We start from the raw sequence: 22,940 nt of genomic DNA on the forward strand, positions 1-22,940 counted from the left end.
TGATTCCTCTTCGTACTTTGTTATGATTAGAGATATAGTTTTGCAGATCATGAACAATTGAATATCGAATGCAATCAGGTCCTCACGAAGTGTACGTGAGGTTAAAAGGGAAGTTTGGTGAAAAACCAACGCGGTCCCGCCACTGTAAAAGGGGAGTTTTGCTTCACTGCTTTCAGCGCCCACTGTCTGTTCGAGACGGGAAGGGGGAGTAAAACGATGATCCTTGAGCCAGGAGACCTGCCTGAATGGATACGACTTCTATTCCTTCGGGTTAAAGGAAAGGTCTGCAGACGCTTGATACTTGCTGCTTACGCTTTGATTCCGATGGGAGTCAAAGCGTTTTTTATTGTGGATGTTTGGGGGGAGAGGCGTGAAAACGAAAGAAAGAGGGCTGCTTCTTGTCCATACGGGAGAAGGAAAAGGGAAAACAACGGCTGCATTGGGATTGATTGTTCGGGCGATTGGGCAAGGGTTGAATGTACTGATGATTCAGTTTATCAAGTCGCCAGAGCGGACGTATGGTGAAAAATTGACGCTGGAGAAGTTGGGCGTAGAAATTCATCAGATGGGAGCAGGCTTTACCTGGACCAAAACCCCGGAAGAACATCGAGAAGCTTTGAAAAGTGCGTGGGCTTTAACCAAGGAAAAGGTTCAAAGCGGCAGTTATGACCTGATTATTCTTGACGAATTGAATAATGCGCTTGCGATCAATCGGTTTCCTATTGAAGATGTCCTGCCCTTTGCAGAAGTAATGGAGTTGATCCGTACTCGCCCCCGTCAATTGCATCTCGTCATTACGGGACGCAATGCTCACCCTGAACTAATGGCTGTGGCTGATCTGGTTACGGAAATGAAAGCAATCAGACATTACTATGACGAAGGAATTCCAGCCGTACGGGGGATTGAATACTGATGAGCCAATTGGAGCAATTCGGACATGGCGGGGACCTGGTTACTGCGGAAGCTCATTTTGGGATTTTGCGAGAGAAGATGCTGGATTTTAGCGCCAATATTAATCCGCTCGGGCCGCCGGATTCTATTTTGCAGAGTATCCGTGAAGGGTTAACGGCCATCGTTCACTACCCTGATCCAGGGCATCGCTCATTTCGGAGAGTACTGGCCGACAAGCTTCAGATTTCAGATGCGTGGATACTGCCAGGCAACGGTGCTGCCGAGTGCATGGCACTTGCGATTCTGGCACTTGCGCCGAGGAAAGTAGGGGTCGTTTATCCTTGTTTCTCTGAATACGAGACGTTGGCGAAACAATTTGGTGCTGAGATTATCGCCTGTTATACAAAGGAAGTCGAGCGCTTCAAAGCGAGGAAAGATGAACTGTATCCATTATTTGTAGAGACAGATCTGGTGTTCATCGGCAGCCCGAACAACCCCACAGGGACGGTTTATTCGAAAGATGAATTGATTGAGATGGCAAAGTGGTGTGATCACACGAATACTTATCTGGCAGTGGATGAAGCATTCCTGCACTTTGTGGAGGATGGCTCCAAGCTTACGTTGCTGGATGAGCTGGAACGGTTTCCTCGAGTCATGCTGATTCGTTCGCTTACCAAAATGTTTGCGATACCGGGTTTGCGATTGGGCTATACGATTGCCCATCCTGCGTTGATCGATCGAATGAAACAAAAACAGGTGACGTGGAGTGTCAACGGATTGGCATTGCTTGCAGGAGAACAGTGTGTCAAAGAAGAGCATTATGAGCAAGAGACACGTCAGTTGATTCGGACAGAGAGAGCTTTTCTTGTTGAGCAATTGCAACGAAAGCTTGGCTGGAGCGTGATGCCCAGTGAGGCCAATTATCTCTTGGTTCGCTGCACCGATGAAATCACGGCAGATGAACTTCAGCAAAAAACGGGATACAAAGGGATACTGATCCGTAACTGCTCGATGTATCCTGGATTATCGCCTTATCATTTTCGCATTGCGGTAAGAACGAGAGAAGAAAATGAACAACTGCTTGCTGCCATGATAGAAGTCAGGGATACGGTCAAGGATTCAATCAAAGATAAAGACACGGCTGAGAGGCGGGGGGAGTAAGTGAGTATTGTCGTTATCACAGGAGGAGTACGGTCAGGGAAGAGCAGAATTGCCGAAGAGTTGGCTCATGAACTGGTTTTGGAACCATCCACTGGCAAAGTGTTGTACGTGGCTACAGGCAAAGCCTGGGACAGTGAAATGGCTCACCGCATCCAGCTTCATCAAATCCGTCGTCCTGCTGATTGGGGGTTGCTGGAGATTTCCAATCACCTGGAAGAAATGTTCGTTTCTTCTCCAGCTTATGAGGTCGTGCTTGTAGACTGCCTCTCGAATTGGATCAGCAACCGTTTGATTCAGATCCCGGAGGAGAAGATGTACGACCAGGAGATTCAGCAACAGATTTTGCTTTCCATTCAGCAATGGGTACAGGCAATGAACGAAGACAAACGGACGTACCTGGTTGTTACCAATGAGGTAGGACTGGGCGGAGTAGCACTCTCATCTCTGGGGCGCTGGTATGCGGATTTGTTGGGCGAAGCCAATCAATTGCTGGCCAGTCAGGCTGAATCTGTGTATGTGGTCTTCTGCGGAATTCCCAGGAGGATCAAAGGATGAAGCCATTTCTGCTTGCCCTGTCTTTCTTCACGAGAGTCCCGATTCCCACCCATAACTATTCGGAAGAGGATTGGGGTAAAAGTGTAAACTATTATCCGCTCGTGGGCCTCGTGATTGGCGGTTTGTTGATGGGGATTCACACATTGACAGAAATGTGGTTTTCCTCTCAGTTGTCCACGGTGCTCACGCTCGTATTCTGGATCTATATTACGGGGGGCCTCCATCTGGACGGGTGGATGGATCTTGCTGACGGGTTAGGCAGCAATCGAGAGCGAGATAAAATGCTCGAAATTATGAAGGACAGCCGTGTCGGGGCGATGGGAGTTCTGGCCGTACTGATGCTCTTGATGGTAAAAGGTTCCGCCCTTTATGAGCTTCAGGGAATCTATCATGGCATGTGGTTGATCCTCATTCCCGTTTGTGCTCGTACGTTTGTACTGTTCGCCATTCAGATCTGGCCGTATGCCTCAAAAGCTGGCCTAGGAAGTGGGATGCGAGGCGGGCTGCAAGGGAAGTATTTGTTCTTAGGCGTACTGCTGACAGTCATCCTCGGATGGTTGATTGGCGGTGCTCAGGCATTACTGGTAATTGCAATAACGGCGATTGGTGGATTTTGGCTTTGCTCTCACATTGCTCGCAAATTGGGCGGACTCACGGGCGATTGTTATGGTGCTTGTATTGAATGGTGTGAAACGATTGCCTTGCTCAGTATTGTTGGCACAGGGAGATGGTTTGTGTGAGACTGATTTGGGTGCGACATGGTGAAACAGACGCCAATCGGGCGGGGAGATATGTTGGCCATCTGGATCCTTCCTTGAATGAGACAGGCGTACGACAAATCAACCAGTTGAGAAGGCTGCTTGCCGATGAATCGCCAACTGCTCTTTTCACCAGTGACCTGAGGCGGTGTGTCGAGACATCAGAGGTTTTGAAGAGAACATGGGAGATTAAGCCCAAAATCACTGCTTCACTGAGAGAAATATCGTTCGGCGAGTGGGAAGGTAATACATACGATGAAATTATGCAAGAAAACCCGGAAGCGGCAAACAAATGGTACGATAATCCGTTTGATCATGCACCGCCGGACGGAGAGACTTTGGCTCAGTTTGGGGAGCGAATCGATCAATGGTTGAATTGGTTACTTACGATCTGTCCGAATGATGCTACGATTTTGATTGTTAGCCATGGCGGCGTCATTCGCTGGTTTCAGAGTAAATGGATGGAGAAAGATCACTCCCGTTTCTGGCAAGTAGCTGGATTGAGGCACGGTCAGGCGATGGCTGTAGAGCAGAACGGAGATGGATGGTTATGCGTTTCTCTACTTGAAGGGAGGAACGAACCTACAGATGACTCAACCATTTCGTAACGGAAACGAAAGCTGGCGTTCAGTGATTTGGCCGGAACTTCAGTTTTTTTCCAAGGAAGATCATCTTGTGATGCAAAGTGAAAGAGCAATGAACACGGTCAGCAGTGCTCTTTGGAGAGGTGGAACCTGTGAAGCCACCCACTTTATCAACGGGAGTGTTCCACTGGATTTCAACTGTGATGATCCAATGGAAATGATGAAAGAGTTTATAGACGGGCGAGGGTATCCAGTAGAAAAGAGTGTTGGATTGCTTACTGCCGCCAAGCTTTCTCATGCTTCCTTCCACGCCAAGGAAGGCGACCATTTCCGAATGATCGCTTGTGCCACAGCAGGTACGGGGAATAGTGCACGTGCCGGACTGAAGAGAGAAACTTTTTCAGCCTATCAAGCGGGTACTATCAATGTTTTTGTATTCATTGATGCCACATTGACACCAGCGGCAATGGTGAATGGCATCATGACGGCAACTGAGGCAAAATGTGCCGCACTGCAAGATTTACAGATTGTTGACCGCAAAGGCGGAATTGCAACAGGAACAACTAGTGATGCCATCGTGCTAGCTTCACAACCGCATGGGCTGGATCAAGGATTTCATGCCTTTGCCGGAACTGCTACCACAATTGGCTATGCCATAGGCAGATTGGTGTACAAGTCCGTCTATGAAGCCGTTGTGACACAAAACAGTCCATGACTATTTTGTGTAGCCCGCAAGCGAGCATGTCCCTATTTATAAAAAACGTCGAGACGTTTTTTACTAAAACAGTCCATGACTATTTTGTGTAGCCCGAAAATAACCTTGTAACGTGGGGGAAAAGATGAAAGAAGCTGGTATTCTGCTTGCCGCTTATATCGTGGATCGAATCGTTGGTGATCCTCGCTCGCTCCCACATCCCGTTGTTTGGATCGGGTATGGAATAACCATGCTGGAAAAGTGGATTCGTTCCTTTGCCCATTCCGACCGTTCGCTACGATGGGCAGGATTGCTTTTTCCACTCGTCATTGCAGGAGGCAGTTGTGCTGTCATCTGGTTGTTGCTAGAAGGAGTCTCCCGGATTCATCCGTGGCTTGGGACAGCGCTGGAGATTTGGCTTATCTCTACTACGCTTGCTACCAAAGGATTGGCTGAGGCTGGATTGCAAATCTATCATCACCTTGTCAACAACGATCGGGAGAAGGCGAGACAATCATTGTCCATGGTGGTCGGCAGAGATACGGAGCAGCTTGATGAGCCGGAGATTTGCCGGGGTGCCGTAGAAACGGTGGCTGAAAATATCGTCGATGCAATCATCTCGCCGCTATTCTTTGCCGCAATCGGAGGGGCACCGCTCGCCTTTCTCTATCGGGCAACCAATACGCTGGATTCCATGGTGGGTTACAAAAATGATCGCTATCTGTATCTCGGATGGGCATCTGCACGATTGGATGATCTGCTGAATTACCTGCCCGCACGGATCACAGGACTGTTGCTCGTACTGGCATGCGGGATCAAGAGATTAAACTGGCGAGCTTGCTGGAGCATGATTTTGCGAGATGCCAAGCTGCATCCCAGTCCAAATAGCGGAATTCCTGAGGCAGGTGTAGCAGGTGCGTTGGGAATCCAATTAGGTGGCCTGAACTACTACAAGGGAGTCGCTTCCTTTCGAGCGCAGATGGGCGATCCTCATCGCAGCTTGCAGGTAAATGATATAGGTGTGACCGTTGAGCTGATGAAACTGGTTTCGATTCTGGCAGTTGCATTTTTTATCTGTGCCATGCTGTTCAGAAACTCTATCTAACTGAATATTTTAAAGAAAAAGGTGCTTGTCAGGTGCTGCCTGTTTGTAGGTGCAAATGACCAGCTTAAAAGGGAAGTCCGGTGCAAATCCGGGACGGTCCCGCCACTGTGATGGGTGCTTGCTCTAAGTGAAGCAAGCAGTCTTCAAACGAAAGAAACCACTGGAAGCTTTATGTCTGGGAAGGTGTTTGAAGAGAGCCCTTAGTCAGGAGACCTGCCTTTTTTATCAACATCAGAACCTACGTGGATATAGGGGGTGTTTAGAATGAGAGGAATTTTTACCTTGCGAGAGTAAAAGACTTCAGGCATTTCTAACCATCAATTGTGGGTTGGAAATGCCTTTTTATATTTTCTTGAAGAGGTAGCGACACAGGGGACGAAAGGCGGAGAGTAACAAGATGAGTGGAAAATTATTGGTTATCGGGTTTGGTCCGGGGAGTGAAGATCACATTACGAAGCGGGCAAAAGAAGCCATCGAAGAGAGCAACATCATTATTGGCTACAACACCTACGTTGATCTGATCAAGGATTTGTTGACGACACAGGAAGTTCTCAGTACAGGCATGACCGAGGAAGTGGCACGCGCACGGGAAGCGGTCCGACAGGCAGAGTTGGGTCATACCGTAGCTGTCATTTCCAGTGGAGATGCTGGCGTGTATGGTATGGCTGGACTCATTTATGAAGTCTTGGTGGAAAAAGGCTGGAGGGAAGCGGAAGGGGTCAAGGTTGAAGTCATTCCAGGCATCTCTGCGATCAATTCGTGTGCTGCCCTGCTTGGAGCGCCTACGATGCACGATGCCTGCACGATCAGCTTAAGTGATCATTTGACACCGTGGGAGTTGATTGCCAAACGAATTGATGCTGCTGCATCGGCTGATTTCGTGATTGCCTTGTACAACCCGAAAAGCGGGAAGCGTACAAGACAGATCGAGGAAGCGAAGCGAATCATCAGTCAATATCGATCGCCAGATACACCGGTTGGCCTTGTGAAGAGCGCCTATCGGGATCGACAAAAAATCGAAATAACAACGCTGGAACACATGCTGGATTGCGAGATCGGGATGCTCTCGACGGTGATTGTCGGGAACTCGTCAACGTTTATGTATGACGGCAAAATGATCACGCCTCGGGGATATCAGCGCAAGTATACGTTGACCAAGGATGAGCAGCCACTCGCTTTGCATCAGCGGCTTCGCAAAGAGAATGAACCGTGGGCGTTGGATGCGGTATCACCAATAGATACGGTGGTGGAGACTGTATCGACATCACGTACCCCATTTGAGTGGGCAATGGACGCCGTGCAGGCTGTCAAAGGTACACAAGAGACGGCAAGTGCTTCTTCGGTGGCGGTTGCCTCAAATTCGCCCTTTCAGCAGCAAATGATCTTCGAATGCGCCGTCAGCCCCGGAGTGGTAAGCAAAAAGTTGAGCCCGGCTCAGTTGGTTGCCATTGCTGAGGTTGCAGGAGACACAGGCGAGATTGAGTACACACCACATCACCAGATTATTTTGCGGATTCCAACCAGCCAACCTGACGAGATAACCAATCGATTGAAGCAAGCAGGTCTGCTCGTCATGCCAGTCGGAGACGTCGTACAAATCAAGGCGTGCGATTTCTGCAATGGAGAAAAACCAGAGGGAATTCCTTATGCGGAAGCCTTGCAAGAGCGATTAGGCGGCTTGGAGATGCCCAAGGAATTGAGAATTGGGATAAATGGTTGTGGGATGACCTGCTACAGTGCCGTCAACGAGGATATCGGGCTGGTTTATCGAGCAGGCAAATTCGACTTGTTCCTGGGAGCCAAAACAGTAGGCCGCAACGCCCATGCAGGGGTTCCTGTTGCAGAAGGCATTGACCCGAGTGAGATTATTTTCGTCATGGAACAAATCGTAGCAAAGTTCAAACAGGAGGCTTTTCCTAATGAACGTTTCCATAAATTCTTTAAACGCAAAGGAGTAATCAACGGCTTTATCTATCAGGAAGGCGCTACGGTGTTGGTAGATGAGTCTGCGTGTGGAGAATAAAGAAAAAAAGGAGGAGTAATGATGAACGCAGTACTGTTCGTAGGACACGGCAGCAAGGATTGGGAAGGAAACGAAGAGGTACGGCAATTCATACAGAAAATCGCTCCAGAGATTGAAGTTCCGATCATTGAGACTTGCTTTTTGGAATTTGAAAATCCAACTGTGCAACAAGGATTGGATACATGTATCAAGCGGGGAGCCACCCACATCGTGGTCGTTCCGTTGATGCTGTTTGCCGCAGGTCATGCCAAGTTGCACATTCCGGCAGAAATCGATCATTGCAAGGAGAAGCACCCGCATATTTCGATCACCTACGCCAGACCTGTGGGAATTGATCATCAGATTGTCCGATTGCTTGCTGAGCGATTTGAGGAAGCAGTGGAAGAGTGGCGTGTGGATGGAACCGATTCAACTCTCGCTGAAGAAACGGCAGTGCTGATCGTTGGCAGAGGCAGCAGTGATGCAGATGCCAACAGTGAAATTTACAAAATGTCTCGTCTGTTCTGGGAACAACGAAAAGCCAAAATTGTAGAAACTGCCTTTATGGGGGTTACCTCCCCTTCCTTTGACGAAGGAGTGGAACGTTGTTTGAAGTTAGGAGCCAAACATGTAGTCATTCTCCCGTACCTGCTCTTCACAGGAGTTTTGATCAAGAGACTTGAGCTCTACACCGTACAATCCCGTGAGCGATTCCCTGACATCACATTCGCTCTGGGGCACTACTTCGGCGATCACCATTTGTTGCAAAAGACGATCAGAGAGCGGGTAGCCGAAGCGTTTCATGGGGAGATCAAGCTGAACTGCGATACCTGTGTCTATCGAATCGAGGCGATGGAGCATCATGGACACCACCATCATCATCACGACCATGATCACGATCATCACCACGGGCATGGGCATGATCACCATGGACATGGACACGGTCACCACCACGACCATGATCACGATCATCATCACGAGCATGGTCATGATCACCGCCGACACGACCACTCTCACAAGCAGGAAGGCGTCAGAGGTGGTGCTCGATGATACTCTTTTTGGCCGGGACGAGCGATGCACGGGAACTGGCGCTTGAAATCAAGGCAGCAGGATATCAATTGGTGACAACAGTTGTTACTGATAGTGCAGCCAAAAGTATGGATGAGGTACATCTCCCCGTACGTGTAGGGCGCTTGACTGCTGCTGATCTTTGTCAGTTAATCGAGTGGGAGAATTTCCAATTGATTGTGGATGCCAGTCATCCCTTTGCCGAAGAAGCCTCCAAAAATGCGATGGAGGCAGCCAAAGCGGCTGGAGTACCTTATATCCGCTATGAAAGAGAAAGCGCAACGACTGCCAGGCATGAAAAGATTACGGTCGTGGCTGATTACAGAGAAGCGGCTGAGCTGGCTGCAAAGAGACGTGGTGTCATTATGCTGACAACTGGAAGCAAGACGCTGCATATTTTTGCCGAAAAACTGCTGCCTCTTCCGGACACGACCATGCTTATTCGAATGCTGCCTCGGGTGGATAACATGCAGAAATGCGAGGAATTAGGCATCCAGCAAAAGCACATTATCGCTATGCAAGGGCCATTCTCAAAGGAATTAAACAAGGCGCTATACGAGCAGTTTCAAGTAACTTGCATGATAACCAAAGAGACTGGCAAGGCAGGTTCGTTCGATGAAAAAGTGGAAGCAGCCCTGGAGATGGGGATCGAAACGATTATTATTGCCCGCCCCTCGATTGAATATGGAACCAAGTGCAGTGATTTTGCTGATGTGCTTCAACAAATAGAGAAGGTAGTTAACACACCAAAACCAAAATTTTAAAAACCTTAGGAGGAATCATTCATGGATTTCCGCACTGAATTTAAACCAGTAACTGTACAACCACAAGAGATTGAGACCAAGAGCTTCGAGATGATTATGGAGGAACTGGGAGAGCATAGCTTCACCGATGAGCAATTGCCAGTTGTACAACGAGTGATTCATACATCAGCTGACTTCGAGTTGGGTCACAGCATGCTTTTCCATCCAGATGCGATTCAGGCTGGCATTAAGGCGATCCGCAGCGGCAAATTGATTGTTGCCGATGTGCAGATGGTGCAAGCAGGGATCAACAAGCCGCGTCTGGACAAATACGGCGGAGACGTGAAAGTGTACATCTCTGATGAAGATGTGATGAAGGAAGCAAAAGAATTAGGGATCACCCGTGCCATCGTTTCCATGCGCAAGGCAGCCAGAGAAGCTGAGGGTGGAATCTTCGCTATCGGGAATGCACCAACTGCCCTTCTCGAGCTCATTCGTCTCGTGAAAGAAGGCGAAGCGAAACCAGGGTTGATCATCGGGATTCCAGTAGGCTTCGTTTCAGCAGCAGAGTCTAAAGAAGAACTGACCAAACTCGACATTCCTTATATTACGAACATCGGACGCAAAGGTGGAAGCCCTGTTGCAGTAGCTGCCGTGAATGCGATTTCCATCATGGCGGATCGGTTGGGATAAGTATGGAGCCCACCAAAGATAAGCCCATGCGGCATGGATTTACCACTGGTGCCTGTGCGACAGCAGCTACGAAAGCAGCATTGACAGCCTTGATCATGCAGGAGAGTCAGACAGAGTCGACGATCTATATTCCTGCGGGCTTTGATGTCAAGTTTCAGCTTGTTCAATGTGACTATACCGAAAATGAGGCAATCGTTGGGGTTATCAAAGACGGTGGAGATGACCCCGATGCAACTCACGGCGCATTGATCCAAAGTACGGTCAGATGGCGGAACGAATCTGGTGTCAAAATCGATGGTGGAATCGGGGTCGGGCGAGTGACGAAGCCCGGCCTCCCCGTACCTGTTGGGGAAGCAGCAATTAATCCGGTTCCTCGCCAGATGATTGGGAATGCAGTAGAAAGTCTGCTCGCTCAGTACAGTGTGGAGCGAGGAGTGGAAGTCATTATTTCTGTTCCGGCCGGAGAAGAAATCGCCAAAAAAACGTTGAACGGAAGATTGGGCATCCTCGGTGGCATCTCGATTCTGGGCACACGGGGAATTGTCGTTCCCTTTTCCACCAGTGCCTATATGGCAAGTATTGTGCGTGCTATTGATGTTGCCTATGAATCAGGGTGCCGTCATGTGGTCCTTTCCACGGGGGGACGAAGTGAGAAGTATGCGATGGAACAGTACCCAGACTTACCAGAGGAAGCATTTGTTGAGATGGGAGACTTCGTCGGGTTTTCGCTGAAACAGTGTAAACGCAAAGGGATGCACAAGGTTACGTTGGTTGGCATGATGGGCAAGTTCTCGAAGTTCGCACAGGGTCACATGATGGTGCACGCCAAAGGAAACTCGGTCGATTTCAACTTTCTGGCGGATATCGCCAGGGATGCAGGTGCTACCGAGGAGATGATCGAGTACATCCTCGGTGCCAATACGGCTTCACAAGTCGGCGATTATATGGAGTCACATCCAGCGTTTTATGAGAAGTTGTGTGAAACCTGCTGCAAGGTAGGTCTTGGTGCGATGAGTGGGGGAATCGAGATAGAGACATTCCTCATCACGCTAAAGGGAGCATTGTTAGGAAGGGTGACCATAGATGACACAGCCAATTAAGATCATCGGAATCGGTGACGAGGGGCAGGACGGGCTGCTTCCGCTGTATCGAAGCTGGATCATGGAAAGTGATTTGCTCGTAGGTGGGGAGCGGCATTTGTCCTTTTTCCCGGAGTATACGGGTGAGAAGCTGGTGATGAAAGGGGGCCTTCTTCCCATCATCGAACGACTTCGCCATGAGACAAAATCGACTGTCATACTCGCTTCCGGTGATCCGATGTTTTATGGAATTGGCGGCTATTTGAAACAAAAGCTTCCCGTCAACATTTATCCGTACCTGAGTTCGATTCAGTTGGCCTTTGCCCGTATGGGTGAGTCGTGGCAGGATGCGTTTTTTACCAGCGTGCACGGTCGAAGCATGAAGGGGCTTGCACAGCGAATTGACGGCAAGGAAAAAGTTGCTCTGCTCACCGATGCCGAAAATAATCCGGCTGAAATTGCCAGGTATCTGCTCGCATTTGGCATGACCGAATACCGTGGCTTTGTCGGGGAGAACCTCGGGGGTGCGGAAGAACGGACGGGCTGGTATACGCTAGAAGAAATGGCGGCGTCAGATTTCTCCGAGTTGAATGTAGTCATTTTGCGAAAAGAGAAACCAGGCCCCACTTGGGTCTTGGGCATTCCAGATGGAGAATTCAGTCAACGCAAGCCAGATAAAGGTCTCATCACTAAGAAGGAAGTTCGCGTACTGAGCCTGGCGAATCTGCAATTGCACGCAAAAAGTGTGGTCTGGGACATCGGTACGTGTACCGGCTCTGTTGCGATTGAAGCGGCACGAATGGCCCGTGAAGGAGCCGTCTATGCTGTGGAGAAAAACATTGACGATTTGGATAACTGCCGTGAAAATATGGCGAAATTCCGTGCTGACATAACGGCAATCCACGCCAAAGCACCGGAAGGATTGGATAATTTCCCGGATCCAGATGCCGTGTTTATCGGCGGCAGCGGTGGCGAGCTGCGTGAAATCATTCGAATTGTTTGCAGTCGATTGAAGCCGAATGGGCGATTCGTTATTAATGCAGCAACCATTGAGACGTTGTACGATGCCGTGCAAGCACTGGCAGAAGAGAATTATGAGACAGAGATTACACTTGCACAAATTTCGAGAAGCAAGCCGATTCTCGGGATGAATCGCTTCGAAGCTTTGAATCCGATTTATATCATCACGGCCCAGCGGAAAAAGGAGGCAATAACGAATGAATAAATTTGGCACATTGTATGGACTAGGGGTAGGGCCTGGTGATCCAGAGCTGATTACCGTCAAGGCATTCCGCATTTTACAGGAATCCCCCGTCATTGCTTATCCCAAAAAGCGAATGGGCAGCAAAAGCTATGCACAAAAAATTGTAGAAACCTACGTCCGCACACCTGACAAGGAGTTGTTAGGACTTGTTTTTCCGATGACCAAAGATAAAGCCGTGTTGGAAAAGGAATGGACCAATACCGTGGCGCTCGTCTGGGAACAGCTTCGCCAAGGCAAGGATGTTGCGTTCGTAACAGAAGGCGACCCGATGTTCTACAGCACATTCATTCACATGATGCGAATGGTAAACGAGCAGCATCCAGAAGTAGAAGTGAAGACGATTCCAGGTGTTTCTTCCTTCCTGGGAGCCGCATCACGACTGGGCTTGCCGTTGGCTGACGGAGATGAGCAGATCGGGATTATTCCCGCAACCGAGGATAAGGAAGCGATGCGTCAGGCACTGCTCACTCATGATTGTGTCATTTTCCTCAAGGTTGCCAAGGTGCTCGATGAAATCATCGATCTGTTGCAGGAAATGAATCTGACAGAAAAGGCTTCTGTCGTAAGCAAAGTCACCGCAGAGGAAGAAATGATCTGGCGCAATGTAAACGAACTGAAGGGTGCTGATCCCGGATACTTAACGCTGATGGTGGTGAGAAAATAATGAAACTGTACATCGTAGGAGCAGGGCCGGGCGATCCTGATTTGATTACGGTCAAAGGCTGGAAGCTGTTGCAGGAAGCCGATGTAATACTCTACACCGATTCGCTTGTCAACGTTGACCTGGTTGCACAGGGCAATCCACAAGCAGAGGTATTGCAAAGCTCAGGGATGGCATTGGAAGAAATGGTAGAGCTGATGGTAGAGCGAATTCGTCAAGGGAAAAAGGTTGTTCGTCTGCACACAGGCGATCCTTCCATGTACGGGGCAATCATGGAGCAGATTGCTTTGTTGAAGCTGGCAGAAGTCGATGTAGAGATCGTACCGGGAGTAAGCTCCGTCTTCGCGGCTGCTGCGGCTGTGGGTGCAGAATTAACCATCCCGGATCTTACGCAGACGCTGATCCTGACAAGAGCAGAGGGAAGAACCCCTGTACCAGATCGGGAGAAACTGCGTGAACTTGCCTCCCATCATTGCACAATCGCTCTTTTCTTAAGTGCAACGCTCACGAAAAAAGTGGTTCGTGAACTTACAGAAGCAGGCTGGAGCGAAGAGACACCTGTCGTAGTGGTTCAACGGGCAAGCTGGCCAGATCAGGTCATCATTCGGACAACACTCCAGAATCTCGATGCGGAAATGGCAGCGAACGGTATCCGAGCACATGCCATGATCCTGGCAGGATGGGCACTTGACCCGAATATTCATACCAAAGAGGAATACCGTTCCAAATTGTATGACAAGACCTTTACCCATGGGTTCCGCAAAGGCGTGCCAACCAAATGATGATCGAACTGCAAGAGGGCATTGTCCCTTCCATCCGACAAAAAGGTGAATACGCCATCGTCGCCATTACGAAACACGGCGTAGAAATAGCGAGAAGATTACAGACAAGTTTTCCGCATGCTGACGTCTACTACATGAGTAAATTCGCCCAAGGAGATGAAGAAAAACGAGACATTCAACTATTTACAGGCAGTGTCCGCCTTCTTCTTCCGTCTCTCTGGCATGCATATAAAGGAATCGTAGCGATTGTTTCACTGGGGGCGATGGTGCGAATGGTTGCGCCACTGCTCCAGGATAAAAAAACAGACCCCGGCATTGTGGTCATCGACGATAAAGGGGAGCACGTCATCAGTGTTCTTTCCGGACATCTGGGGGGAGCCAATGAGTTGACGAAGGAAGTGGCCTCCGCTTTAGGTGCTCGTCCGGTTATTACTACGGCATCAGATGTACAGCGAACGATCCCGGTTGATTTGTTCGGCAAAGCGTTTGGCTGGCAGTGGGAGTCAGCTGAAAAGCTTACTCCTGTCAGCGCTTCTGTCGTAAATGAGGAACGGGTAGCAATCGTTCAAGAATCGGGAGAACCCAATTGGTGGATGTATAACACGCCAATCCCCTCTCATTTTCGACTTTACCCGTCGGTCTCTGAAGCATTACAGGCAAAACCACAACCACAAGCAGCACTCGTCGTTACGCACCGTCATCTGTCACAGGTGGAGGAAGAGGCGATCTTGCGTAACGGGGTACTTTTCCGACCAAAAGTCATCGTGCTTGGCATGGGGTGCAATCGGGGAACATCAGCCGAAGAGATCGAAGCGGTAATTATCGAGACGCTGGCAGAGCTGCAGTTTTCCATCCGCAGTGTCAAAGCGATCTGTTCGATTGACCTCAAAAAAGATGAAGAGGGCCTGCTCGCTGTGACTGACAAGTATGGCTGGGAGTTTGTCACCTATGCTCCTGCTGAGTTGAATCAGGTGACCATCGAGGACCCATCGGCGACAGTGTTCAAGTATACGGGGGCATACGGTGTAAGTGAACCGGCTGCCAAACTGTACGCAGGCAATGATCAATTGGTCCTTGGCAAGAAAAAATCAGGGAATGTCACGATATCGGTCGGCATCAAACGTTTTAGGGGTGAAACGGATGACCAGTAGAAGGCTTATCGTTGCTGGAGCGGGAAGCGGAGTCGGGAAAACAACTGTTACCATCGGACTCATGGCTGCGTTGCAACAAAGAGGACTTGTCGTACAGGGCTTCAAATGTGGGCCAGATTATATCGACCCTACCTACCACTCAGCTGTAACAGGGCGAGTCTCCCGCAATATCGATAGTTGGATGCTTTCGCATGAAATAGTAAAGGAAATATTCGTCAAAGGCAGTACGGGAGCAGACATCTCCATCATCGAAGGAGTGATGGGGCTGTATGATGGAAAAGAGGCGACAAGTGATCGGGGAAGTACAGCAGAGATTAGCATCCTGACTAATTCGCCTGTTCTGTTGGTTGTGAACTGTCAAAGTATGGCTCGCAGTGCTGCGGCAGTGGTGAAGGGTTTTCAGGTATTTAATCCAAATGTACGCATAGCGGCTGTCATCGCCAACAAAGTTGGAAGCGAAGGACACTTCAAAATCGTCAAGGCAGCCATCGAGCAGGAGTGCGGAATTCCTGTCCTGGGGTATTTGCAACGAGAGGACCAGGTCGAGATTCCAGAGCGGCACTTGGGACTGGTGCCATCGGTAGAGCGAGGCGAGCTTGCCCCACTTTTTCAGCGATTGGGTGAGCTGATCAGCCAAACCATTGATCTCAATCAGTTGCTCGAAATTGCCGAGTCAGAACCATTACTTGCAGAAACCAGGTTGTTTACGGAACCTCCAGCTACGCCAAAGGTACGGATTGCTGTCGCCAAAGATGCTGCTTTTCACTTTTACTATCCTGAGAATTTTGAACTGTTGCAAACGCACGGGGCAGAACTCGTCTTTTTCTCCCCATTGGCAGGAGAAACAGTGCCTGATCAGGTAGACGGACTCTATATTGGTGGTGGCTTCCCAGAGGAGTTTGCTGAGGAGTTGTCCGAGAATAAGGTTGTTCTGGAGTCCTTCCGTCAAGCGATCCAATCGGGTATGCCTACGTTGGCTGAATGTGGCGGCTATATGTATCTGACAGAAGCCATTGAGAGAACAGACGGACGTTCCTATCCGATGGTCGGGCTTATTCCTGGAAAAGTGAAAATGCAGAAGCGACTTGCCGCACTGGGATATCGTGAAGTGAAGGGCTATTCCCATCACTGGCTGCTAGGCGAAGAGATGATAGCCAAGGGGCATGAATTTCATTACTCCACGTTTACCCCAGATGGTGAGATACCGTACGCCTATCAGACGAAAGGGCTTAGGGGTGACAAACCTGAGGGCTATCACAGAGAGAATTTGATCGCCGGCTACACCCATCTGCACTTTGCCTCATGTCCTGAGCTTGTGAAGCGGTGGATCGAGTACTGCCAGAAAAGCGTAACAGTGGTAGACGAAGGGAGCCCAACCCGATGACGAAAGCTGTTCCAATCATGGTTCAGGGAACGAGTTCGGATGCAGGCAAGAGTGTATTGGTTACTGCGCTCTGCCGTATTTTTGCACAGGATGGCTACTCGACGGCACCGTTCAAATCACAGAACATGGCTTTGAATTCGTATGTAACAGTGGATGGCAAGGAAATCGGGCGAGCACAGGGGGTTCAGGCTGAATCAGCAGGGATCGTAGCAACGACCGATATGAACCCGATCCTGATCAAACCGTCCAGAGGACACGAGGCACAAATCGTTGTGCACGGCGTTCCCTATCAGACGATGCAGGCGGTCGAGTATCGCAAAAGCTTTTTTCAGACTGGTTTACAGATCATTACAGAAGCGTACCAACGATTGGCAGATCAATACGACCGGGTTGTTATTGAAGGCGCAGGCAGTCCGGCAGAGATCAATTTGAATGATCGGGAGCTTGTCAACATGCGGGTGGCACGTCTGGCAAATGCACCTGTGATCTTGATTGCCGACATTGAGCGTGGCGGAGTATTTGCCAGTCTGGTTGGAACGCTGCAGCTAATGGAGCCTGCTGATCGTGAAAGAGTCATCGGAGTTGTCATCAATCGATTCAGAGGAGATCTGACGCTGCTTCAACCGGGACTGGAGTGGTTCGAGCAATATACAAACGTTCCTGTCCTCGGTGTCATACCGTTTTTGCCCGATCTGTGGATTGATGCGGAAGATTCGCTTGTTTTACATAAGTATGAGGGACATGCAACTAGCAAAAAAGAGATAGACATCGCTGTCATCCAATACCCTCGCATCTCCAATTTCACCGATGTCGATCCGTTTATGGTAGAACCCGATTGCCGGGTGCGCTATATTACGAGACTAGACGAACTGGGAGAACCCGATGTCATTATTCTTCCTGGCAGCAAAAATACATTGGAGGATATGCTATTTTTGCAGCAACAAGGGTTGGAATCTCGCATCATGGAATTGCACCAGAGTGGACACACCTTTGTCATCGGATTGTGCGGAGGCTACCAAATGCTCGGTCGTGCCATTCTTGATCCGTACATGGTGGAATCACCACAGGAACGAATGGAAGGACTAGGGCTTATCCCTTCACTCACAACTCTGGAAAAGACCAAAACGACGATTCTCTCAAAAGGGTCGTTTGGATTCGATGGCATCTTGCATGAATTGACTGGTTACGAGATTCATATGGGGCAAACCGTTTATCCCGAAGGCAACCCCCATCCCTTTATTCAACTCGCTAATCGGCAAGACGGATATTTTGATCCAGAAAAAAGAGTGTTGGGTACATACTTCCATGGCTTATTTCACAATGACGTGTTCCGCCATCAACTGCTTGACTCGGTCCGTACATGCAAAGGTTTATCGGCTTTACCTGCAAGGCCTTCTTTTGTTGCGCTTCGTGAAGCAGGATTCGACTATCTAGCCGATCAGGTACGAAAACACGTCCAAATCGAGCGAATCAATGAACAAATTATTCAATTTCAAAAAAAGAAGGAGATGAATACAACATCATGAGCCAAATCATTATCGATCGAATCAATCGAATTGAAGCGCTGAATCAAGAGGTTGCTGATCAGGCACAATCTCACATTGACCAATTGACGAAGCCGCAAGGAAGCCTTGGAAGATTGGAAGAGGTTGCGATTCAACTGGCGGGAATTACTGGTGAAACTTTCCCGCAGGTTAGTCCTCCCGGTGTCCTTGTTTATGCTGCCGACCATGGTGTTGTGGCGGAAGGCGTATCAGCCTTTCCACAGGAAGTGACAGCACAGATGGTTTATAACTTTGTAAATGGTGGCGCAGCGATAAACGTATTTTCCCGTCATATCGGAGGAATCTTGCATGTCGTTGACGCAGGTGTTGCCTCGGATCTGAAACCAGTTGGAATCTGGAATGAGAAGGTACGATACGGGACGGGCAACTTTTTACATGAGGATGCCATGACAAGAGAAGAAGCGCAGCGCTCTGTAGAAGTGGGAATTGTTACAGCCGAACGAGTCCTGAACGAAGGGGCCAAGCTGATCATCATCGGGGAGATGGGCATCGGTAATACAACGACAAGTAGTGCCATTCTTTCTGCCCTGACAGGATTTGAGGCCGAGCAGGTGGTTGGCAGGGGTTCGGGCATTTCCGATCAGGCGTGGAAACACAAGGTTGAGACGATCAAACAAGCCATTTCTAACCGACAGCCGAATGCTGCTGACCCAATTGATGTTTTGGCCAAAGTAGGCGGGCTCGAAATTGGGGCAATGGCCGGGGCAGTACTAGCTGCTGCAGCCAATCGGGTTCCGGTGTTGGTCGATGGTTTCATCTCATCCGTTGCCGCACTGATTGCTGTACGTCTTTGTCCAAAGGCAAGAGACTATCTGTTGGTAGGTCATCGCTCTGTCGAACCAGGTCACGTAAGAGTCCTTGAGGAATTGCAAGTGGAACCACTGCTAGACCTGAACCTGCGTCTCGGAGAAGGAAGCGGAGCCGCTGTTGCCTTCCCGATCGTAGAAGCATCTACTCGTATGATAAGAGAGATGGCGACGTTCGCCTCGGCTGGAGTGGCATCAGGGAACGAATAGAGAAATTGAAAAATGAACCATATCCTTTTTGGCGTCGTACTATTGATGAGTGAATCATCAAAGACGGAAAGAAGGGATGTTACATGGTTAGTCAATGGTCTATGATCGGAATGATCGTACAAGGAATGATTGCGTTCCTTTTCCCCCTTTGTCTATTCATCTACTTTCGCAGAACATATAAAATTACGTACTATCCAGTTTTTGTGGGGGCGCTTGTTTTCTTTGTCTTTTCACAGGTGCTAGAGAAACTGCTGCATCTGGTTGTCATCAATCCGGCACAACCACTCATACACAATCCATTTCTCGTCGCAACGTATGGAGCATTGGCAGCGGGGCTGTTTGAAGAAGTGGGAAGGTACGTCGGCTTCAAGCTTTTATTGAAAAAACAACGAGACTACAAGGATGGGCTTTCTGTCGGTATCGGACATGGCGGAATAGAAGCCATTCTTCTCGTGGCGATTCCTAGCATCATGAATCTGGTATACGCCAATCTGTTGAATCAGGGGACTTTTGAGCAGTCCCTCGGGAGCAAACTCCCTGCAGATATTTTGCTGCAATTGAAGACAGCGTTAGTAGAAACGGCACCTTACTTGTATATCGTCGGAGGCATTGAGCGGGTTTGTGCCGTTCTCATGCACATGGCACTAACCTTGCTGGTACTGGTAGGAATTCGTCAAGCGAAAGGGGTCTATTTGCTTTATGCGATCGGACTTCATGCCTTGTTTGATTTTATTCCTGCTTTGTATCAGGTGAAAGTAGTGAATATTTGGGTGGCTGAGGCTGCAATCCTTCTAACAGGGCTGCTTTCTCTGTGGTTTATAGCCAAATCCAGAACACTTTTTTCTCTTTAGGATATTATTTATTTCAATATCAAGCCACAGAGCAAGCTGTGGCTTGATTTCATTCATTTATCGATAGGAAAGTGCCTGTTTTCCTAATTCAGTCCATGAACGAATAAATGATTGTTTACTAACTTTTTGGTTCTTTATCCCTGTTAAAGGGTCATTGACATAGACATTATTAGAATCAAATCCTACCAGTGCAACTACATGAAGATCTAATGGGGTTTTTATTTTTTCCGAACCATGCTTCCATGATTCCCATCGATCAGGAGATTTGAAATCGCCAGTTGTCCAGACTAAAACCGGTCTTTGATTCTGAACCTGCTGAAGTAAGGTCTCAAATGGTTTTCCTGTCAAATTGACCGTTCGACCAGGCAGATACTGGTTCATTAACTTTTCCATAGGCTTTGCATATACTGCATAGCCCTTATTTTTTCCAGTCATATCTCCAACAAAACCATGATTTGGATTGCCCCAATGGGTAATATCACCTGATTTCGTTTTTTTAACGGGATCATTATCTTTTGGAATTTCGTTTGCCAGCTCCATTTTATCTATTGTTATTCCAGCATATTGAAGTATCATTGCCAAACTGGTGACTTCACAACCGTATTTCAGTTCAGGCTTTTGTTCAATAATCGGTACATCTAAAATGATCTTTTGCTCATTCGGTGACTGAACTGTTTTTATCTTATTGTCTTTATTGAATGAATGGAGAGGATTTACCTCATTTTTTTCTGTTCGATCCTCTATTTTAGCTGGTGTATTCGAGTAGGACAGACTTTTGGATGGAGATGTTCCCTGCTGCATTTCTCCAGAACAACCGAGTAAGCATAAAACAAGTAAACAGGATGTTATATACCTCATGTTGTCACCTTGAATGTTTGTTTTAGTAAGTCTGGATTATTATTACAACAACAGCACGAGATTATGATTGGTGATTATTGTAATCAGAGGCAAATGCCTCTTGCAAGAAATCAAACAGCTTACGATAGGAGTGCTCGGAGGCATGGGCATTCACAAATTTTTCAGCAAAAATCACCAAAAAAATCTGTATTTTTATGTTTAACACTGTTAATATATGGATAAACGACACTTACGCTGTTAACACACCCGGCCAGTTGTAGGGGCCGGTTTTTTCTTAGTTACGTCTCTGTCTCTCATCAGTAGGCCAGGAGGTAGACAAGATTAACTAAAGGAGATGATCGAATGGGTAAACTTTACCTTGTGAAAGACAGGTTTGGCGAGAAAATTACAAGTATTACACACCATATTGATTGGGCTCCGTATTTTCAAAGCATTGTGAGTAAATACAAGATGGATTATACATACGGGAGAGATAATTCGACCCTTTTGATGGAAAAATCAGTAAGCGAACAGGACAAGCTAATTATAAATATTTTCCTGAATGATAGAAACATATTTACGATAAAAGATATCATCACGTTCGAACAATGTATTAACGAATATCCTGCCCATGCTCCAGCAGGCCCACGAGATGTCTTGTTGAAGTACTGTCAGTTGCTGATTCGTCATGATGAGATTCATACGGAATATGCGGGAGTTGTCACGCAAAAAAAAGAGAGCCATAAATAATAGGCTCTCTTTCAAATTTATATAGATGGTTTAAGCAGCAGCTTTTTCGTAGGTGCTGAGATACTCTTGAGCTTGTTTCTTGTCATACTGGCCTTCCCATTTAGCAATAACAATAGCAGCAAGGGAATTACCGATAACGTTAACTGCGGTACGAGCCATGTCAAGAATACGGTCAATACCAACGATGAAAGCAAGTCCCTCTACAGGAATACCAACAGATCCTAATGTTGCAAGCAATACGACGAAGGAAACACCTGGCACACCAGCAATTCCTTTGGATGTTACCATGAGTACCAACATGAGCGTGATTTGTGCACTGATCGGCATATCGATACCGTACATTTGAGCGATGAAGATTGCCGCAAGTGCTTGATAAAGTGTAGATCCATCCAGGTTAAATGAATATCCGGTTGGAATAACAAACGATGTAATCGCTTTCGGACAGCCGAACTTCTCCATTTTTTCGATTAGTTTCGGAAGAACAGTTTCCGAACTTGCAGTCGAGTAAGCGAGAATTAGTTCGTCTTTCAAAATTTTGATAATCGACATAATGTTTACATTGCATAACTTGGCAACGAGTCCTAGAACAACGAAAACGAAGAAGAACATAACACCGTACACGAGTATTGCCAATTTACCCAAGTGAACCAAAGAGCCTAAGCCAAATTTGGAAACTGTAATCCCGATAAGACCAAAAACACCAAATGGTGCAAATTTCATGATTTGGTTAGTAACCCAGAACATTGTTTCAGACACACCGTTGAAGAAAGCGAGTACTGGTTTGCCTTTTTCACCAATAGCAGCGACACCGAGACCGAATAAAACAGAGAAGAAGATAATTGCCAACATGTCCCCATTTGTGAGGGCATTGAAAACATTAGTCGGAACAATATTTACGAATGTATCAATAAAGCTATGGCTAACCGCTTTTTCCGTTGTATCTACGTATTTGGAGATATCCGATTTAGTCAATTGATCCATCTGAACGCCTACACCTGGTTTGAAGATGTTAGCGGCTAACAGACCGACAACAATCGCAATGGTGGTAATGATCTCAAAATAGAGAATGGTTTTTCCGCCGATTTTCCCTAGTTTTTTGATGTCACCCACTCCGGCAACCCCTACTACGAGAGAGGCAATAACGATTGGAGCTACGATCATTTTAATTAAACGAATAAAAATATCGCCAAGTGGTTTTAGGAAACTTTCAATTGCAGGATTCCCGTAAAAAAGTGCACCTACAACGATACCTAATAATAAACCTACGAAAATTTGAATAGCTAATCCGAATTTTTTCATAAATTCTCCTTTCTTTACTTTTGGGGCATAATGGTGGTAATGTTCAG

Annotated in this window: 23 protein-coding genes and 2 riboswitches; of the genes, 21 read left to right on the plus strand and 2 right to left on the minus strand. The window is 47.8% G+C overall.

Features of this window, described 5'->3' with window-relative positions:
* The first annotated feature begins 59 nt into the window (after positions 1–59).
* A riboswitch (cobalamin riboswitch) is annotated at positions 60–259 on the plus strand.
* Positions 260–352: 93 nt separating this feature from the next.
* The 20 genes from cobO (at position 353) to ACPW7N_RS11970 (ending at position 20,007) form a co-directional block, all read left to right on the plus strand.
* The gene (gene cobO, locus ACPW7N_RS11875; protein ID WP_425651327.1) at positions 353–913 is read left to right on the plus strand and encodes a cob(I)yrinic acid a,c-diamide adenosyltransferase; all 561 of its coding nucleotides are present in this window, start codon (positions 353–355) and stop codon (positions 911–913) included.
* Complete coding sequence (gene cobD, locus ACPW7N_RS11880) at positions 913–2,052, plus strand: threonine-phosphate decarboxylase CobD (protein WP_425651295.1); 1,140 nt, start codon at positions 913–915, stop codon at positions 2,050–2,052. The genes cobO and cobD overlap by 1 nt, the downstream gene beginning before the upstream one ends.
* Positions 2,053–2,607, plus strand: a complete 555-nt coding sequence (locus ACPW7N_RS11885) for a bifunctional adenosylcobinamide kinase/adenosylcobinamide-phosphate guanylyltransferase (protein ID WP_425651296.1) — start codon at positions 2,053–2,055, stop codon at positions 2,605–2,607.
* Positions 2,604–3,347 (plus strand): adenosylcobinamide-GDP ribazoletransferase, encoded by a 744-nt coding sequence (cobS, locus tag ACPW7N_RS11890; protein WP_425651297.1) that lies wholly within the window; start codon positions 2,604–2,606, stop codon positions 3,345–3,347. Before ACPW7N_RS11885 ends, cobS begins: the two co-directional genes overlap by 4 nt.
* Entirely contained in the window at positions 3,344–3,973 is a 630-nt protein-coding gene (locus ACPW7N_RS11895; protein ID WP_425651298.1) for a histidine phosphatase family protein, read from the plus strand. Before cobS ends, ACPW7N_RS11895 begins: the two co-directional genes overlap by 4 nt.
* Complete coding sequence (locus ACPW7N_RS11900) at positions 3,954–4,664, plus strand: adenosylcobinamide amidohydrolase (protein ID WP_425651299.1); 711 nt, start codon at positions 3,954–3,956, stop codon at positions 4,662–4,664. Before ACPW7N_RS11895 ends, ACPW7N_RS11900 begins: the two co-directional genes overlap by 20 nt.
* Before the next feature lie 124 nt (positions 4,665–4,788).
* Positions 4,789–5,748, plus strand: a complete 960-nt coding sequence (cbiB, locus tag ACPW7N_RS11905; RefSeq protein ID WP_425651300.1) for an adenosylcobinamide-phosphate synthase CbiB — start codon at positions 4,789–4,791, stop codon at positions 5,746–5,748.
* 7 nt (positions 5,749–5,755) lie between these two features.
* A riboswitch (cobalamin riboswitch) is annotated at positions 5,756–5,983 on the plus strand.
* A gap of 162 nt (positions 5,984–6,145) precedes the next feature.
* Positions 6,146–7,771 (plus strand): precorrin-3B C(17)-methyltransferase, encoded by a 1,626-nt coding sequence (gene cobJ / locus ACPW7N_RS11910; protein WP_425651301.1) that lies wholly within the window; start codon positions 6,146–6,148, stop codon positions 7,769–7,771.
* A gap of 21 nt (positions 7,772–7,792) precedes the next feature.
* Positions 7,793–8,800: a sirohydrochlorin chelatase gene (locus tag ACPW7N_RS11915; RefSeq protein WP_425651302.1), complete on the plus strand. Its 1,008-nt coding sequence runs from the start codon at positions 7,793–7,795 to the stop codon at positions 8,798–8,800.
* Complete coding sequence (cobK, locus tag ACPW7N_RS11920) at positions 8,797–9,582, plus strand: precorrin-6A reductase (RefSeq protein ID WP_425651303.1); 786 nt, start codon at positions 8,797–8,799, stop codon at positions 9,580–9,582. Before ACPW7N_RS11915 ends, cobK begins: the two co-directional genes overlap by 4 nt.
* Positions 9,583–9,603: 21 nt before the next feature.
* Positions 9,604–10,254: a precorrin-8X methylmutase gene (locus ACPW7N_RS11925; RefSeq protein WP_425651304.1), complete on the plus strand. Its 651-nt coding sequence runs from the start codon at positions 9,604–9,606 to the stop codon at positions 10,252–10,254.
* Positions 10,255–10,256: 2 nt separating this feature from the next.
* Complete coding sequence (locus ACPW7N_RS11930) at positions 10,257–11,354, plus strand: cobalt-precorrin-5B (C(1))-methyltransferase (RefSeq protein ID WP_425651305.1); 1,098 nt, start codon at positions 10,257–10,259, stop codon at positions 11,352–11,354.
* Positions 11,338–12,558, plus strand: coding sequence for a precorrin-6y C5,15-methyltransferase (decarboxylating) subunit CbiE (cbiE, locus tag ACPW7N_RS11935; protein WP_425651306.1), 1,221 nt, complete (start codon positions 11,338–11,340; stop codon positions 12,556–12,558). Before ACPW7N_RS11930 ends, cbiE begins: the two co-directional genes overlap by 17 nt.
* Positions 12,551–13,261 carry a precorrin-2 C(20)-methyltransferase gene (gene cobI, locus ACPW7N_RS11940; RefSeq protein ID WP_425651307.1) on the plus strand — a complete coding sequence of 237 codons (711 nt, stop codon included), beginning with the start codon at positions 12,551–12,553 and terminating at the stop codon, positions 13,259–13,261. Before cbiE ends, cobI begins: the two co-directional genes overlap by 8 nt.
* Positions 13,261–14,040, plus strand: a complete 780-nt coding sequence (cobM, locus tag ACPW7N_RS11945; RefSeq protein ID WP_425651308.1) for a precorrin-4 C(11)-methyltransferase — start codon at positions 13,261–13,263, stop codon at positions 14,038–14,040. Before cobI ends, cobM begins: the two co-directional genes overlap by 1 nt.
* The gene (locus ACPW7N_RS11950; protein WP_425651309.1) at positions 14,037–15,191 is read left to right on the plus strand and encodes a cobalt-precorrin 5A hydrolase; all 1,155 of its coding nucleotides are present in this window, start codon (positions 14,037–14,039) and stop codon (positions 15,189–15,191) included. The genes cobM and ACPW7N_RS11950 overlap by 4 nt, the downstream gene beginning before the upstream one ends.
* Positions 15,181–16,575, plus strand: coding sequence for a cobyrinic acid a,c-diamide synthase CobB (locus ACPW7N_RS11955; protein ID WP_425651310.1), 1,395 nt, complete (start codon positions 15,181–15,183; stop codon positions 16,573–16,575). Before ACPW7N_RS11950 ends, ACPW7N_RS11955 begins: the two co-directional genes overlap by 11 nt.
* Complete coding sequence (locus ACPW7N_RS11960; RefSeq protein WP_425651311.1) at positions 16,572–18,101, plus strand: cobyric acid synthase; 1,530 nt, start codon at positions 16,572–16,574, stop codon at positions 18,099–18,101. The genes ACPW7N_RS11955 and ACPW7N_RS11960 overlap by 4 nt, the downstream gene beginning before the upstream one ends.
* Positions 18,098–19,156 (plus strand): nicotinate-nucleotide--dimethylbenzimidazole phosphoribosyltransferase, encoded by a 1,059-nt coding sequence (gene cobT / locus ACPW7N_RS11965; protein WP_425651312.1) that lies wholly within the window; start codon positions 18,098–18,100, stop codon positions 19,154–19,156. The genes ACPW7N_RS11960 and cobT overlap by 4 nt, the downstream gene beginning before the upstream one ends.
* An 83-nt stretch (positions 19,157–19,239) precedes the next feature.
* The gene (locus ACPW7N_RS11970; RefSeq protein ID WP_425651313.1) at positions 19,240–20,007 is read left to right on the plus strand and encodes a YhfC family intramembrane metalloprotease; all 768 of its coding nucleotides are present in this window, start codon (positions 19,240–19,242) and stop codon (positions 20,005–20,007) included.
* A gap of 57 nt (positions 20,008–20,064) precedes the next feature.
* On the opposite strand, the gene ACPW7N_RS11975 is transcribed toward ACPW7N_RS11970, so the two are convergent.
* Positions 20,065–20,808, minus strand: coding sequence for a C39 family peptidase (locus ACPW7N_RS11975; protein WP_425651314.1), 744 nt, complete (start codon positions 20,806–20,808; stop codon positions 20,065–20,067).
* 399 nt (positions 20,809–21,207) lie between these two features.
* Between ACPW7N_RS11975 and ACPW7N_RS11980 the strand changes: the two genes are divergently transcribed.
* Complete coding sequence (locus ACPW7N_RS11980; RefSeq protein WP_425651315.1) at positions 21,208–21,594, plus strand: hypothetical protein; 387 nt, start codon at positions 21,208–21,210, stop codon at positions 21,592–21,594.
* A 30-nt stretch (positions 21,595–21,624) separates the two neighbouring features.
* Here the strand turns inward: ACPW7N_RS11980 and ACPW7N_RS11985 are convergent, their stop codons facing one another.
* Positions 21,625–22,893, minus strand: a complete 1,269-nt coding sequence (locus ACPW7N_RS11985) for a cation:dicarboxylate symporter family transporter (RefSeq protein ID WP_425651316.1) — start codon at positions 22,891–22,893, stop codon at positions 21,625–21,627.
* Positions 22,894–22,940: the final 47 nt, after the last annotated feature.

Origin of the sequence: Brevibacillus nigriterrae, from assembly GCF_049846925.1 — a bacterium.
In the GTDB taxonomy this organism is placed as follows: Bacteria; Bacillota; Bacilli; order Brevibacillales; family Brevibacillaceae; genus Brevibacillus_H.

Excerpts from the sequence above, each read along its gene's own strand:
- ACPW7N_RS11930 (WP_425651305.1), top strand. The coding sequence starts at position 10,257 with ATGGAGCCCACCAAAGATAAGCCCATGCGGCATGGATTTACCACTGGT.
- cobS (WP_425651297.1), top strand. The coding sequence starts at position 2,604 with ATGAAGCCATTTCTGCTTGCCCTGTCTTTCTTCACGAGAGTCCCGATT.
- ACPW7N_RS11960 (WP_425651311.1), top strand. The coding sequence starts at position 16,572 with ATGACGAAAGCTGTTCCAATCATGGTTCAGGGAACGAGTTCGGATGCA.
- cobO (WP_425651327.1), top strand. The coding sequence starts at position 353 with ATGTTTGGGGGGAGAGGCGTGAAAACGAAAGAAAGAGGGCTGCTTCTT.
- ACPW7N_RS11970 (WP_425651313.1), top strand. The coding sequence starts at position 19,240 with ATGGTTAGTCAATGGTCTATGATCGGAATGATCGTACAAGGAATGATT.
- ACPW7N_RS11915 (WP_425651302.1), top strand. The coding sequence starts at position 7,793 with ATGAACGCAGTACTGTTCGTAGGACACGGCAGCAAGGATTGGGAAGGA.
- ACPW7N_RS11985 (WP_425651316.1), bottom strand. The coding sequence starts at position 22,893 with ATGAAAAAATTCGGATTAGCTATTCAAATTTTCGTAGGTTTATTATTA.
- cbiB (WP_425651300.1), top strand. The coding sequence starts at position 4,789 with ATGAAAGAAGCTGGTATTCTGCTTGCCGCTTATATCGTGGATCGAATC.
- cobI (WP_425651307.1), top strand. The coding sequence starts at position 12,551 with ATGAATAAATTTGGCACATTGTATGGACTAGGGGTAGGGCCTGGTGAT.
- cobD (WP_425651295.1), top strand. The coding sequence starts at position 913 with ATGAGCCAATTGGAGCAATTCGGACATGGCGGGGACCTGGTTACTGCG.
- ACPW7N_RS11925 (WP_425651304.1), top strand. The coding sequence starts at position 9,604 with ATGGATTTCCGCACTGAATTTAAACCAGTAACTGTACAACCACAAGAG.
- ACPW7N_RS11975 (WP_425651314.1), bottom strand. The coding sequence starts at position 20,808 with ATGCAGCAGGGAACATCTCCATCCAAAAGTCTGTCCTACTCGAATACA.
- ACPW7N_RS11980 (WP_425651315.1), top strand. The coding sequence starts at position 21,208 with ATGGGTAAACTTTACCTTGTGAAAGACAGGTTTGGCGAGAAAATTACA.
- cobK (WP_425651303.1), top strand. The coding sequence starts at position 8,797 with ATGATACTCTTTTTGGCCGGGACGAGCGATGCACGGGAACTGGCGCTT.
- cobM (WP_425651308.1), top strand. The coding sequence starts at position 13,261 with ATGAAACTGTACATCGTAGGAGCAGGGCCGGGCGATCCTGATTTGATT.
- cbiE (WP_425651306.1), top strand. The coding sequence starts at position 11,338 with ATGACACAGCCAATTAAGATCATCGGAATCGGTGACGAGGGGCAGGAC.
- ACPW7N_RS11955 (WP_425651310.1), top strand. The coding sequence starts at position 15,181 with ATGACCAGTAGAAGGCTTATCGTTGCTGGAGCGGGAAGCGGAGTCGGG.
- ACPW7N_RS11900 (WP_425651299.1), top strand. The coding sequence starts at position 3,954 with ATGACTCAACCATTTCGTAACGGAAACGAAAGCTGGCGTTCAGTGATT.
- cobT (WP_425651312.1), top strand. The coding sequence starts at position 18,098 with ATGAGCCAAATCATTATCGATCGAATCAATCGAATTGAAGCGCTGAAT.
- ACPW7N_RS11950 (WP_425651309.1), top strand. The coding sequence starts at position 14,037 with ATGATGATCGAACTGCAAGAGGGCATTGTCCCTTCCATCCGACAAAAA.
- cobJ (WP_425651301.1), top strand. The coding sequence starts at position 6,146 with ATGAGTGGAAAATTATTGGTTATCGGGTTTGGTCCGGGGAGTGAAGAT.